Below are 12,828 nucleotides of genomic sequence, written 5' to 3' on the forward strand. Positions count from 1 at the left end.
CTCTGACACGTTTCAACCCCGCGTCAACCCAGCGTCAACCCCGCAGCACGGCGACGTCGCCGGCCGCGACCGTCACGGTGCGGCCGTCGCGGGTGGTCACCGTGGCGTCGGCGGCGGTGTGGTTGATCGCGAACAGGAACGAGCGGCCGTCCTCGTGCGCGCGGCGGACCACCTCGACGCCCGGCTCCGCCGCGGCGGCGGGCACGACCCCCGACTCGCCGCACACGGTGACGACGACCTCGGCCAGCGCGGCGTCGTCGAGCAGGGTCGTCAGGTAGTGGGCGGCGCCGTCGCCGAACTCGTTGCGGGTCCAGGCGGGCTCCCCGCTCGCGTACGTGTCCAGCACCTTCGCCGTCGTGACCCGCGCCGCCTCGCTCCAGGCCCGGCCCGTCGCGCCCGAGGCCAGCCGGATCGGCGCGGCCAGCGGGAAGAACTCCTCGACGCTCACGCCCAGCAGTTCCCGCCAGGCGCCGGGGTAGCCGCCGAGCCGCACCCGGTCGTGCTCGTCCACGACCCCGCTGTACGGCCCCACCAGCACGACCCCGCCCCGCCGGGCGAACGCCTCCAGATTGGCCGCCCCCGCGTCGCTCACCAGGTAGAGCTGCGGCACCAGCACCAGCCGGTAGGCGCTGAGATCGCCCTCGGGGTGCGCGATGTCGCAGGTGACGCCGGCCCGCCAGAGCGCCGCGTGCCAGCGCTTGGCCTCCTCCACCGGGTCGAGCTCCGAGCTGGGCTGGGCGGGGTGATCCTGGGCCCAGACGCTGGAGTGGTCGACGAGCAGCGCCGCCTCGGCCTCGACCCGGCTGCCCGCCACCCCGGCGAGCCCGGCCAGTTCGGCGCCGAGCGCCTTCACCTCGCGGAAGACCTTGGCGTCGGGACCGGCGTGCGGCAGCATCGCCGAGTGCCACTTCTCGGCCCCGGCCCTGGACTGGCGCCACTGGAAGAACATGATGCCGTCGGCGCCCCGCGCGAGGTGGGCGAGGGAGTTGCGGCGCAGCTCGCCGGGCTTCTTGGCGAGGTTGCGCGGCTGCTGCCAGTTGACCGCGCTGGTGGAGTGCTCCATGAGCAGCCAGGGCCGGCCGCCGTTGAGCGAGCGGGCGTAGTCGGCGGCGAAGGCCAGGTCGATGTGCGGCTCGGCGCGGGCGCCGATGAGGTAGTGGTCGGTGGAGACGACGTCCAGCTCGGCGGCGAAGGCCCAGCAGTCCATGTCCCAGTGGGCGCCGGCCATGAGGTTGGTGGTGGCGGGCACGCCGGGGGTGAGCTGCCTGAGCAGGTCGCGCTCGGCCAGGTAGAGCTCGACCAGGGCGTCGGAGCTGAACCTGCGGAAGTCGAGGAGCTGGCCGGGGTTGGGGAAGCTGGGGGTGGCGCGCGGCGGCAGGATCTGCGCCCAGCCGCTGTAGTGCTGCGACCAGAACGCGGTGCCCCAGGCGTCGTTCAGCTCGTCGAGCGTGGCGTAGCGGGAGCGCAGCCAGGCGCGGAAGGCGGCGGCGGAGGTGTCGCAGTAGCAGCGGGCGTTGTGGCAGCCGTACTCGTTGTGCACGTGCCACAGGGCCAGCGCGGGGTGCTCGCGGTAGCGCACGGCCACCTGCTCGGCGATGCGCAGCGCCTTCTCCCGGTAGATCGGCGAGCTGGGGCAGAAGCCCTGCCTGCTGCCGTGGTGCAGCCGCCGGCCGTCGGCGTCCACCGGCAGCGCCTCGGGGTAGGCGTCGCCGAACCAGGGCGGCGGCGAGGCGGTGGGGGTGGCCAGGTTGGCCCGGATGCCGTTCGCGGCCAGCAGGTCCATCGCCCGGTCGAGCCGGTCGAAGTCGAAGACGCCTTCGACGGGTTCGAGCAGCGACCAGGAGAAGATGCCGAGGCTGACCCTGTTGACGCCGGCCTCGCGCATCAGCGCGACGTCCTGTTCCCAGATCTCCTCGGGCCACTGCTCGGGGTTCCAGTCGCCGCCGTACGCGATGACATCCGGCATGAAGCCTGCCTTTCGATGGGTGGTGTACCTGGGGATTAAAACGTTTCCACAGCGTGAGGCACAAGCCCCGTCAAGCGCCTTGCGATGGTCGTCGCTGCTCAAGCGGGGTGGCTGGGCTCGCCGGGCAGTGGTGTCCACGCGCGCGGGCGCGAGGCGTGGCCTCGCGGGGTGATTTCGATTGAACGTTTTTCGTCTCACCGCTCAATCGCCGGCGATTCGCGGCGGAGATCCGGGCTCCTAGCGGCGGCGCGACTGGCCAAGCGCCTGTTTGTACGTTTTAATTGCTCTTCATGGCCATGGTCAGCATCAAGGACGTCGCCGCGCTCGCCGGCGTCTCCCCGGGCACGGTCTCCAACGTACTGAACCGGCCGGGCAAAGTCGCGCCCGCCACCCGGGAGCGGGTGGAGGCCGCCATCAGCGAGCTGGGGTTCGTCCGGCACGGCTCGGCCTCCACGCTGCGCGCGGGGCACAGCAGGACGATCGGCCTGAGCGTGATCGACATCGGCAACCCGTTCTTCACCGAGGTCGCCGCCGGTGTCGAGGACGTCGCCAGCGAGCTCGGCTACGCGGTGATCCTCGGCAACTCGGCGGGCTCCACCGACAAGGAGGACCGCAACCTGCGCGTGCTGGCCGAGCACCGGGTGCGCGGCGTGCTCATCACCCCCTCGGGCGAGGACCCCGCCAGGCTCGACCGGCTGCGCGAGCACGGCATCAGCGTGGTGCTGGTCGACCATCCCGCCCACCGGCCCGACCAGTGCGCGGTGGCCGTGGACGACGTCGCGGGCGGCCGCGCGGCCGTGGCCCACCTGCTCGGCAAGGGCGCGCGCAGCCTCGCGTACGTGACCGGGCCGCTGACCATCCGGCAGTGCGTGGAGCGCCGCGAGGGCGCCAAGACGGCCATGACCGGCGCCGGGCTCGACCCCGCCGCGCTGCGGGTGGTCGAGGCGGCCACGATGACCGCCAAGGCGGGCGAGAAGGCGGCCGGCGAGCTGGTCGCCGCCGGGCTGCCGGAGGCCATCTTCTGCGCCAACGACCTGCTCGCGCTCGGCGTGCTGCGCGCGCTGCTGCGCTCGGGGGTGCGGGTGCCCGAGGACGTCGTCCTCATGGGCTACGACGACATCGACTTCGCCGCCGCCTCGACGGTGTCGCTCACCTCGATGCGGCAGCCGACGTACCAGCTCGGGCGCATCGCCACCGAGCTGCTGCTGGACGAGTGCGACAACCCTGACACGCACGCGCACCAGCACATCATGTTCCAGCCTGAGCTCATCGCCAGGGAGTCCACGCAATGAGCAGGACGAGCCGCCGTTTCGCCGCCGTCGACCTGGGGGCCTCCAGCGGGCGGGTGATGCTCGCCGATCTGTCGGACGGGCTGGCGCTCACGGAGGCCCATCGCTTCCCCAACGGCCCCGTACGCGTGGCGGACCGCCTCTACTGGGACGTGCTCGGCCTCTACCGGGAGATCCTGGCCGGGCTGCGCGCGGCGGGGCCCGTCTCCTCCATCGGGGTCGACTCGTGGGCCGTCGACTACGCGCTGCTCGACGCGTCGGGAAACATGCTGGGCAACCCGGTGCACTACCGCGACGACCGCACGCGCGGCGTGCCCGAGCAGGTGGCGCGGGCGGTCGGCGCCGAGGCCCTGTACGACGCGAACGGCCTGCAGGTGCTGCCGTTCAACACCCTCTACCAGTTGCTGGCCGACCGGCTCGACGACGCGGCCACGATGCTGCTGATCCCCGACCTGATCGGCTACTGGCTGACCGGCGAGACCGGCGCCGAGGTGACCAACGCCTCCACCACGGGGCTGCTCGACGTCCGCACGAGGTCGTGGGCGTTACCGCTGGTCAAGCAGCTCGGCCTGCCCCCGGGCATCCTGCCGCCGCTGCGCGACCCCGGCGACGCGGTGGGCGGGCTGCGGCGTGACGTGGCCGCCGAGATCGGCTGGTCGGCGCCGGTCAGGGCGGTCGGCTCGCACGACACCGCATCCGCCGTCGCCGCGGTGCCCGCCGCGGGCCCGGCCTTCGCGTACGTCTCCTGCGGCACCTGGTCGCTGGCCGGCGTCGAGCTGCCCGGCCCGGTGCTCACCCCCGAGAGCCGGGCGGCGAACTTCACCAACGAGGCCGGCATCGACGGCACCGTCCGCTACCTGCGCAACGTCATGGGCCTGTGGCTGCTGCAGGAGTGCCTGCGCGCCTGGCCCGGCGCCGATCTGGGCGAGCTGCTGGCCGCGGCGGCTCAGGAGCCGGCGTTCGCGGCCGTGGTCAATCCCGACGAGCCGGTCTTCCTGCCGCCGGGCGACATGCCGGCCAGGATCGCCGCCGAGTGCCGCCGCACCGGCCAGCGGCCGCCCTCCTCCCCCGCCGGCTACGTGCGGTGCGTGCTGGAGAGCCTGGCGATCGGGCACAGGACGGCGGTGCGGCAGGCCATGGAGTTGTCCGGCCGCGACGTCGAGGTGGTGCACCTCGTGGGCGGCGGGTCGCGGAACGAGCTGCTGTGCCGGTTCACCGCCGACGCCTGCGGGCTGCCCGTGGTGGCGGGGCCCGCCGAGGCGACCACGTTCGGCAACGTGCTGGTGCAGGCGCGCGCGGCCGGGCTCGTCTCCGACCTCGGCGAGATGCGCGCGCTGGTCGCCGGGACGCAGCCGTTGCGCCGCTACGAGCCGTCCGGCGACCTGCGCGCCTGGGACGAGGCGGCCGCCCGGCTGTTCTGACCTGCCGGTTTTCCCCCGGCCTGTCCAGGGCAGGACTCGGGCCGGGGACATCGGGGGGATGCCATGGATCTCACGTGGCCGCTGCTGCGGCAGCTCACGGGGGCGGACCGCACGGCACGGGGTCCGGCGGCCAAGTCGGCCAAGACGGAGGCGCTGAGGGCCCGTACGACGACGGCCGACCGGGTGGTGAAGTCGGTCTGCCCGTACTGCGCGGTGGGCTGCGGCCAGAACGTGTACGTACGGGACGAGAAGGTCATCCAGATCGAGGGTGACCCCGACTCCCCCATCAGCCTGGGCCGGCTGTGCCCGAAGGGCGCGGCCAGCCTCCAGCTCACCACCGGCGAAGGCCGCATGCACAAGGCGCTCTACCGGCCGCCGGGCGGGGCCGGCTGGCAGGAGATCGACCTGGGCACGGCGATGGAGATGATCGCCGACCGGATCATCGCGACCCGCCGCGAGACCTGGGAGTGGGAGCACGGCGGACGGCGCACCGCGCGGACCATGGGCATCGCCAGCCTGGGCGGCGCGACGCTGGACAACGAGGAGAACTACCTCATCAAGAAGCTGCTGACGGCGCTCGGCGTGGTGCAGATCGAGAACCAGGCCCGCGTCTGCCACAGCTCGACCGTGGTGGGGCTCGGCACGTCGTTCGGACGCGGCGGCGCCACCACGTTCATGCAGGACCTGCAGCACTCCGACTGCGTGGTCATCCAGGGCTCGAACTTCGCCGAGTGCCATCCCGTGGGCTTCCAGTGGGTGATGGAGGCCAAGGCGCGCGGCGCGGTCGTCATCCACGTCGATCCCCGCTTCACCAGGACGAGCGCCGTCGCCGACGTGCACGTGCCCATCAGGGCCGGCTCCGACGTGGCCTTCCTCGGCGCGATCATCAACCACGTCCTGGAGAACGAGCTGTACTTCCACGAGTACGTGGTCAACTACACCAACGCCGCGACCATCCTGCGCGAGGACTTCCGCGACGCCGAGGACCTCGACGGCCTGTTCTCCGGCTTCGGCGAGGAGAGCCGCACCTACGACACCGACTCCTGGCAGTACGAGGGCATGTCCACGGTGGCCGCGTCGGGCGATCGGGACACCGACTTCGAGCGGCGCGAGGGCCGCACCCCGCCGGGCCGGCCCGAGGTGCAGGGCTCCACCGGGATGCCGCTGGACGGCTCGCCACAGCGCGACGAGACGCTGCGGCACCCGCGCTGCGTGCTGCAGGTGCTGCGCCGCCACTTCGCCCGCTACACGCCGGAGATGGTGGAGCGGGTGTGCGGGGTGCCGCGCCACCTGTTCGAGGAGGTCTGCCGGCACCTGACGGAGAACTCGGGGCCCGACAAGACGGCGGAGTTCGTCTACGCGGTGGGCTGGACGCAGCACAGCGACGGCTCGCAGTTCATCAGGGCGGCGAGCATCCTGCAGCTGCTGCTCGGCAACATCGGCCGGCCGGGCGGCGGCATCCAGGCGCTGCGCGGGCACGCCAGCATCCAGGGCTCCAGCGACGTGCCGACGCTGTTCAACCTGCTGCCCGGCTACATCCCGATGCCGCACGCCCACGAGAACGAGCGGCTGCACGACTTCCTGCTGGCCGACGCGCCGCACAAGGGTTTCTGGGCCAACATGCCCTCCTACCTCGTCAGCCTGCTCAAGGCGTGGTGGGGCGAGTCGGCGCAGCCGGACAACGACTACCGCTTCGGCTGGCTGCCCAGGCTGACCGGCTCGCACAGCACGTACGACACGGTGCTGGCGCAGCTCGAGGGCACCTGCAAGGGCTACATCCTGCTGGGCGAGAACCCGGCGGTGGGGTCGGCCAACTCCAAGATGCAGCGGCTCGGCATGGCCAACCTCGACTGGCTGGTGGTGCGCGACTTCAGCCTGATCGAGAGCGCCACCTGGTGGAAGGACGGCCCGGAGATCGAGACGGGCGAGCTGAGGACGGAGGACATCCGGACGGAGGTGTTCTTCCTGCCGGCGGCCAGCCACACGGAGAAGAACGGCAGCTTCACCAACACCAACCGGCTGCTGCAGTGGCACCACCAGGCGGTCGAGCCGCACGGCGACGCCCGCAGCGACCTGTGGTTCATGTACCACCTCGGCCGCATCATCCGCCGCAAGCTGGCCGGCTCGCAGGACCCGATGGACCAGCCCGTGCTCGACCTCACCTGGGACTACCCGGTGGAGGGCGAGACGGCCGAGCCGTCGGCCGAGGCGGTGCTGGCCGAGATCAACGGCTGGGACGCCCAGGGCGACCCGCTGCCCGGCTATCACGCGCTCAAGGACGACGGCTCCACCGCGTGCGGCTGCTGGATCTACTGCGGCGTCTACGCCGACGGCGTCAACCAGGCGGCCCGGCGCAAGCCGGCGTCGGAGCAGGACTGGATCTCCGCCGAGTGGGCGTGGGCCTGGCCGGCCAACCGCCGCATCCTCTACAACCGGGCCTCGGCCAGGCCCGACGGCAGCCCGTGGAGCGAGCGCAAGCGGCTGGTGTGGTGGGACGACGAGGCGCAGCGCTGGACCGGCCACGACGTGCCGGACTTCGAGGCCGGCAAGAGCCCCGGCTACCGGCCGCCGCCGGGCGCGCAGGGCGTGGAGGCGCTGTCGGGCATCGACCCGTTCATCATGCAGGCCGACGGCAAGGGCTGGCTGTTCGCGCCGACCGGGGTGGTGGACGGGCCGCTGCCCACCCACTACGAGCCGCAGGACTCGCCGGTGGTCAACCCGCTGTACGGCCGGCAGCGCAGCCCGGTGCGCAAGGTCTATCCGCACGAGCACAACCGCTACCAGCCGAGCGGGGACGAGCCGGGGGCTTCGGTCTACCCGTACGTGGTGACGACGTACCGGCTGACCGAGCACTTCACGGCGGGCGGCATGAGCCGGTTCACGCCGTACCTGTCGGAGCTGCAGCCGGCGATGTTCTGCGAGGTGTCGCCGGCGCTGGCGGCCGAGCGGGGGCTGGTGCACGGCGACTGGGCGACGATCATCACGGCGCGCAACGCCATCGAGGCGCGGGTGCTGGTCACCGACCGCATCCCGTCGCTGCACCTGAACGGGCGGGTGCTGCACCAGATCGGGCTGCCGTTCCACTTCGGGCGCAACGGGGTGGTCACGGGCGACGCGGCCAACGAGCTGTCGTCGATCTCGCTCGACCCCAACTCGCACATCCAGGAGGTCAAGGCGCTGTCGGCGGACATCAGGCCGGGCCGCCGTCCCCGGGGTCCGGCGCTGCCCGAGCTGGTGAAGGCGTACCAGCGGCGGGCCGGCATCGACGAGCGCACAGGAACGGAGGTGTGAGCCGTGGCCTTCGACCTGAGGGAGCAGCTCGACGGGCGCAGGGTCGGCTTCTTCACCGACACCAGCATCTGCATCGGCTGCAAGGCGTGCGAGGTGGCCTGCAAGGAGTGGAACGCCGTGCCGGACGACGGCATGGAGTTCACCGGCATGTCCTACGACAACACGGTGGGGCTGAGCGCCGACACCTGGCGGCACGTGGCGTTCGTGGAGCAGCGCAGGCCGCTCGGCCACCAGGAGCCCGGCGTCGGCGACATGGACTTCCGCTGGCTGATGGCCTCCGACGTGTGCAAGCACTGCACGCACGCGGCCTGCCTCGACGTGTGCCCGACGGGGTCGTTGTTCCGCACCGAGTTCGGCACGGTGGTGGTGCAGGAGGACATCTGCAACGGCTGCGGCTACTGCGTGCCGGCGTGCCCGTTCGGGGTGATCGGCAAGCGCGAGACGAGCGGCACGGCCGCCAAGTGCACGATGTGCTACGACCGGCTGGGCGCCGGTGAGGAGCCGGCCTGCGCGAAGACGTGCCCGACCGACTCGATCCAGTTCGGCGACCTCGACGAGCTGCGCGAGCGCGCCGATCGGCGGCTCGCGCAGCTGCGGGAGGCGGGCACGACGTCGGCCCGCCTGTACGGCCACGACCCGGACGACGGCGTGGGCGGCACGGGCGCGTTCTTCCTGCTGCTGGACGAGCCCGAGGTGTACGGCCTGCCGCCGGACCCGGTGGTGACGACCAGGGACCTGCCGTCGATGTGGCGGCACGCGGCCGTGGCGGCGCTCGGCCTGGTCGCGGGCATCGCGGCGGTGACGTGGACGGGGACATCGACGGGCACATCGACGGGGACATCGACGGGGACCTGGAGAGGGCGGCGCGGATGAGCCAGACCGACGTGCGGATGGACGGCTCGGCGGAGCTGCGCGGCGAGCGCGAGGCGACGCCTGGCTCGGCGGGCCGCCGGCGTGAGCGGCTGCTGGTGCCGAAGGCGGAGTTCGACTCCTACTACGGGCGGCCGGTGCTGCACGAGCCGACCTGGCAGGCGCCCGACATCGCCGGTTACCTGTTCCTCGGCGGCCTGGCGGGGGCGTCGTCCACGCTGGCCGCCGCCGCGGAGCTGACCGGCAGGCCGCGCCTGGCCAGGGTGGGCAAGGTGGGGGCGGTGTGCGCGCTGGGCGGCTCGCTGTACGCGCTCATCCACGACCTGGGCAGGCCCGAGCGGTTCGTCAACATGCTGCGGGTGTTCAAGGTGACCTCGCCGATGAGCGTCGGCACGTGGCTCCTGAGCGCGTACGGGCCGCAGGCCGGGCTCGCGGCGGCGGCGAGCCTCACGGGGGTGGCACCGGGCGTGGGCCGGGCGGCGACCGTGGGGGCGGGGCTGGTGGGGCCGGCGGTGGCGACGTACACGGCGGCGCTGATCTGCGACACGGCGGTGCCGGCCTGGCACGAGGGCTACCGGGAGATGCCGTTCCTGTTCGCCGGGTCGGCGACGGCCTCGGCGGGCGGGCTCGGCATGTTCGCCGCGCCGCTGGACGAGGCGGGGCCGGCGCGGCGGGCGGCGGTGCTGGGCGCGGCGGTGGAGTGCGTGGCCGCGCTGCGCATGGAGCGCAGGCTGGGGCCGCTGGCCGAGCCGCTCAAGCGCAGCAGGCTGCTGCGGCTGGGCGAGGCGCTGTCGGTGGCCGGGGCGGTCGCGGGGGCCACCGTGGGCCGGCGCAGCAGGGTCGCCGCGATGGCGGCGGGCGCGGCGCTGCTGGCCGGGTCGGCGTGCACCCGGTTCGGGATCTTCCAGGCGGGGATGGAGTCGGCTCGCGACCCCCGTTACACCGTCCAGCCGCAGCGCAGGCGGCTGGCCAAGACGAGAGCGGAGCGTGATCTCACATGAAGCGGAAAGTCGCGGAATATCTGCCGTTCTTCGGCATCGTGTTCGTCGTCTGCACGGCGTCGTGGCTGGCGGGGCGTACACCACCGGAGGGCGTCCCATGGGGCGTCCCATGGGGCAAGGCCAGGGTACGGCGCTGAGCCCGCTGGCCTTACGATCAGCAGATGACCGAAAAGACCGAAACGACGCCCGCCTGGCTCGCACCCGAGGACCTGGAGTCGGTGCGGGGCCGGATGCCGATCCTCTACATCGACGCCGTGCCGGTGCGCGTCGATGACACCGGCGTGGTGACCCACGTCGGGCTGCTGCTGCGCATCTCGTCGGACGGCACGGTCAGCCGGGCACTGGTCTCCGGCCGGGTGCTGCACCACGAGCGGATCCGCGACGCCCTCATGCGTCACCTGGAGAAGGACCTCGGCGCCGTGGCCCTTCCCCGCATCCCGGCCTCGCCGCAGCCGTTCACGGTGGCCGAGTACTTCCCGACGCCCGGCGTCACCCCGTACCACGACCCGCGCCAGCACGCCGTCTCGCTGGCCTACATCGTGCCGGTGGCCGGTGACTGCCGGCCCCGTCAGGACGCGCTCGACCTGGTGTGGTTCACGCCGGAGGAGGCGGCCTCGCCGGTGGTGCAGCAGGAGATGGCCAACGGTCAGGGCGTGCTGCTCAAGCAGGCGCTGGCCCACGTGGGCCGGCTGGTCTGAGGTCAGGGACGCTCCGCCCCGGCTTCGACCCAGCGGTAGAGCGGGTCGCCGGGGCAGGAGGTGTCGTAGCCGTCGCGGTGTCCCTTGACCTCGCGGCCGGCGTCGCCGTGCTCGCGCAGGTATTCGATGGCGTCGACCAGGGCGTGCAGCAGGTCGTCGTTGGGCTCGGTCAGGCCGGAGCTGCCGAGCAGCGCGAGCACCGCGTAGTGGCCCGAGTTGAGGCCGGCGCCGTTGGCGGCCGGCAGGTGGTGCGGGCCGCGCCCGACGAAGACCTGCCGGTGGGGGCAGCAGACCATGTTGTAGCCGAGGTCGATGTAGCGCTCGCCGCGCCCGCCCGCCATGTGCATGCGCTGGATGTCGCGGACGAGGTCGGCGCAGCGGTCGTGGTTGCCGGCGTCGGCGAGGTCGGCGGGCACCTTGCCGCCGGTGTAGTGGATCTTCACGCCTTTGGTGGAGCGCAGGCGGGTGTAGGGGCTGCTCGGCTTCTTGGCGTTCCATTCGGCTCTGGTGACCAGGTTCATGCGTACCTCTCTTCGCAGGAATGTCCTGGTCACCAGAATGTCAACTTTCTGTAGTTGTGTCATCACTCTTTGACACTAGAGTGAGCTGCCGTCCAGGTGAGAGAGGTCAGCCGGGCGTGAGCGCCCTGTGGGCGTGCCGGAAGACCTGCTTCCTGCCGGCGGCCCTGAAGTCGGCGCGCGCGGCGATCCGGCCGGACGGCACGGGGAAGCCCACCGAGATCGCCATGCCGGGGGCCACCGAGGCCACCTTGCGCGCCCGCGCGCCCCGCTCGCCGTCGAGGCTGAGCCGCACGTCCCTCCAGGGCTCGGCGGAGCCGTTGTGCAGGGTCACCACGACCTGGTCCCCGGTCACCTCCGTGCGCAGCCCGTACGGCAGGCGCGGGTCGGGGCCGATCGACCGGTCGAGCCTGGCCAGCAGTTGCCCGGCCAGCTCGGGGCGGGCCCCGGCCAGGTCGCGGCGCTCGTACGGGTCGGTGCCGAGGTCGTACAGCTCGATCCTGCCGTGCGGGCCCGCCCCCGCGATGTGCGGGTTGAACCTGACCGCCTTCCACCGGCCCCTGCGGATGGCCTGGGCCTTGCGCGGGCGGTTCCACACCAGGTGGTCGTGCTTGGGCGCGCTGCCGCCGGTGAGCAGGCCGCGGAAGGACAGGCCGTCGATGCGGGCGGGCACCGGCACCTCGGCCAGGTCCGCGAGGGTGGGCAGCACGTCCCAGAACGCGACCGGCTGCCTGACCACGCGGTGCCGCAGGCCGGGCGACCAGGCGATCATGGGGACGCGGATGCCGCCCTCGTACACGTCGCGCTTGTCGCCGCGGAAGGGGCCGTTGGAGTTGAACAGCTCGGGCGTCACGCCCTTCTCGTGGTGCGGGCCGTTGTCGCTGGTGAACAGCACCAGCGTGCGCTCGGCCACGCCCGCGTCGCGCAGCGCCCTGATGAGCGCGGCCACGTCGGTGTCGAGGCGGGCCACCTGGGCGGCGTGCCGCCGGTTCGGACCGCTCCACGGGCGGCTCTCGTAGGGGCCGGCGTCGCCGGGGACGGCACTGGGGGCGTGCGGGAGGTTGGTGGCGAAGTACAGCAGGAACGGCTTGTCGCTGTCGTCGTTGATGAACTCGACGGCGCGCTCGCGGAACAGGTGCGGCGCGTACGACTTGCCGCTGAGCTGCACCTTCTCGCCGTTGTGCCACAGGTACTTGGGGAAGTACTGGTGGGCGTGCTTGTGGCCGATGTAGCCGTAGAACTCGTCGAAGCCGCGGGCGTTCGGGTGCGAGACGTGGTCGGGCTCCTCGGGGCCGAACCCCCACTTGCCGATGCACGCCGTCCGGTAGCCCGCCAGCCGCAGCAGCTCGGCGAAGGTGAGGTCGGCGTCGGTCAGCGCGTGCTGCGGCCCGCCCTCCGGGTTCTCGCGTACGGTGCCGTGCCCGGCGTGCAGGCCGGTGAGCAGGGCGCAGCGGGACGGCGCACACAGCGGCGCCCCCGCGTACGCGGTCGCGAACTTCACCCCCTCGGCGGCGAGCCGGTCGAGGTTGGGGGTGCGGATGGAGCGCTGCCCGTTGCTGCCGATCTCTCCCCATCCCAGGTCGTCGGCCAGGATGAGCAGGATGTTCGGCCGCTCGGGCAGGGTGCCGCGGCTGATGGACGATTCGGCGCTCGCCGGTGCGCCCGCGGAGGTGGCCGCGGGCAGGGCGAGGCCGGCGAAGGTACCGGCGAATAAGGCACGGCGCGAAGGCCCGTTGATCACGAAGGGCAACATATCGGAGGTCATGGCGAATGG

The 12,828-nt window shown here is 72.6% G+C and carries 10 protein-coding genes; 7 read left to right on the forward strand and 3 right to left on the reverse strand.

What is annotated here, in order from left to right; all coding sequences use genetic code 11:
- Positions 1-34: 34 nt before the first annotated feature.
- Positions 35-1,966: a beta-galactosidase gene (locus ACFFR3_RS10030; RefSeq protein ID WP_379482997.1), complete on the reverse strand. Its 1,932-nt coding sequence runs from the start codon at positions 1,964-1,966 to the stop codon at positions 35-37.
- A 290-nt stretch (positions 1,967-2,256) separates the two neighbouring features.
- Between ACFFR3_RS10030 and ACFFR3_RS10035 the strand changes: the two genes are divergently transcribed.
- The 7 genes from ACFFR3_RS10035 to ACFFR3_RS10065 all read left to right on the forward strand — a co-directional run bounded on the left by ACFFR3_RS10035 (position 2,257) and on the right by ACFFR3_RS10065 (position 10,536).
- Positions 2,257-3,258, forward strand: coding sequence for a LacI family DNA-binding transcriptional regulator (locus tag ACFFR3_RS10035; protein WP_364373819.1), 1,002 nt, complete (start codon positions 2,257-2,259; stop codon positions 3,256-3,258).
- The gene (locus tag ACFFR3_RS10040) at positions 3,255-4,676 is read left to right on the forward strand and encodes a rhamnulokinase (protein ID WP_379482998.1); all 1,422 of its coding nucleotides are present in this window, start codon (positions 3,255-3,257) and stop codon (positions 4,674-4,676) included. The genes ACFFR3_RS10035 and ACFFR3_RS10040 overlap by 4 nt, the downstream gene beginning before the upstream one ends.
- A gap of 63 nt (positions 4,677-4,739) precedes the next feature.
- A complete protein-coding gene (gene fdh, locus ACFFR3_RS10045; protein ID WP_345386226.1) occupies positions 4,740-7,967 on the forward strand; it encodes a formate dehydrogenase in 3,228 nt (1,075 codons plus the stop codon).
- 3 nt (positions 7,968-7,970) lie between these two features.
- On the forward strand, positions 7,971-8,840 hold the full coding sequence (locus ACFFR3_RS10050; RefSeq protein WP_345386228.1) for a 4Fe-4S dicluster domain-containing protein: 870 nt from the start codon (positions 7,971-7,973) through the stop codon (positions 8,838-8,840).
- A complete protein-coding gene (gene nrfD, locus ACFFR3_RS10055) occupies positions 8,837-9,838 on the forward strand; it encodes an NrfD/PsrC family molybdoenzyme membrane anchor subunit (RefSeq protein ID WP_379483007.1) in 1,002 nt (333 codons plus the stop codon). Before ACFFR3_RS10050 ends, nrfD begins: the two co-directional genes overlap by 4 nt.
- On the forward strand, positions 9,835-9,975 hold the full coding sequence (locus ACFFR3_RS10060; RefSeq protein WP_345386230.1) for a hypothetical protein: 141 nt from the start codon (positions 9,835-9,837) through the stop codon (positions 9,973-9,975). The genes nrfD and ACFFR3_RS10060 overlap by 4 nt, the downstream gene beginning before the upstream one ends.
- A 24-nt stretch (positions 9,976-9,999) precedes the next feature.
- The gene (locus ACFFR3_RS10065; RefSeq protein WP_345386232.1) at positions 10,000-10,536 is read left to right on the forward strand and encodes an NUDIX hydrolase family protein; all 537 of its coding nucleotides are present in this window, start codon (positions 10,000-10,002) and stop codon (positions 10,534-10,536) included.
- 2 nt (positions 10,537-10,538) lie between these two features.
- Here ACFFR3_RS10065 and ACFFR3_RS10070 read toward each other — a convergent pair whose 3' ends face one another.
- Positions 10,539-11,057 carry a peptidoglycan recognition protein family protein gene (locus ACFFR3_RS10070; RefSeq protein WP_364555805.1) on the reverse strand — a complete coding sequence of 173 codons (519 nt, stop codon included), beginning with the start codon at positions 11,055-11,057 and terminating at the stop codon, positions 10,539-10,541.
- Positions 11,058-11,163: 106 nt separating this feature from the next.
- Positions 11,164-12,795 carry an arylsulfatase gene (locus ACFFR3_RS10075; RefSeq protein ID WP_379482999.1) on the reverse strand — a complete coding sequence of 544 codons (1,632 nt, stop codon included), beginning with the start codon at positions 12,793-12,795 and terminating at the stop codon, positions 11,164-11,166.
- Positions 12,796-12,828: the final 33 nt, after the last annotated feature.

Source organism: Nonomuraea salmonea (genome assembly GCF_042428605.1).
GTDB lineage: Bacteria > Actinomycetota > Actinomycetes > Streptosporangiales > Streptosporangiaceae > Nonomuraea > Nonomuraea salmonea.

What these genes read in the sequence shown, in the direction of transcription:
- ACFFR3_RS10030 (WP_379482997.1), bottom strand. Translation starts at nt 1,966, where the DNA reads ATGCCGGATGTCATCGCGTACGGCGGCGACTGGAACCCCGAGCAGTGG.
- ACFFR3_RS10035 (WP_364373819.1), top strand. Translation starts at nt 2,257, where the DNA reads ATGGCCATGGTCAGCATCAAGGACGTCGCCGCGCTCGCCGGCGTCTCC.
- ACFFR3_RS10040 (WP_379482998.1), top strand. Translation starts at nt 3,255, where the DNA reads ATGAGCAGGACGAGCCGCCGTTTCGCCGCCGTCGACCTGGGGGCCTCC.
- fdh (WP_345386226.1), top strand. Translation starts at nt 4,740, where the DNA reads ATGGATCTCACGTGGCCGCTGCTGCGGCAGCTCACGGGGGCGGACCGC.
- nrfD (WP_379483007.1), top strand. Translation starts at nt 8,837, where the DNA reads ATGAGCCAGACCGACGTGCGGATGGACGGCTCGGCGGAGCTGCGCGGC.
- ACFFR3_RS10060 (WP_345386230.1), top strand. Translation starts at nt 9,835, where the DNA reads ATGAAGCGGAAAGTCGCGGAATATCTGCCGTTCTTCGGCATCGTGTTC.
- ACFFR3_RS10065 (WP_345386232.1), top strand. Translation starts at nt 10,000, where the DNA reads ATGACCGAAAAGACCGAAACGACGCCCGCCTGGCTCGCACCCGAGGAC.
- ACFFR3_RS10070 (WP_364555805.1), bottom strand. Translation starts at nt 11,057, where the DNA reads ATGAACCTGGTCACCAGAGCCGAATGGAACGCCAAGAAGCCGAGCAGC.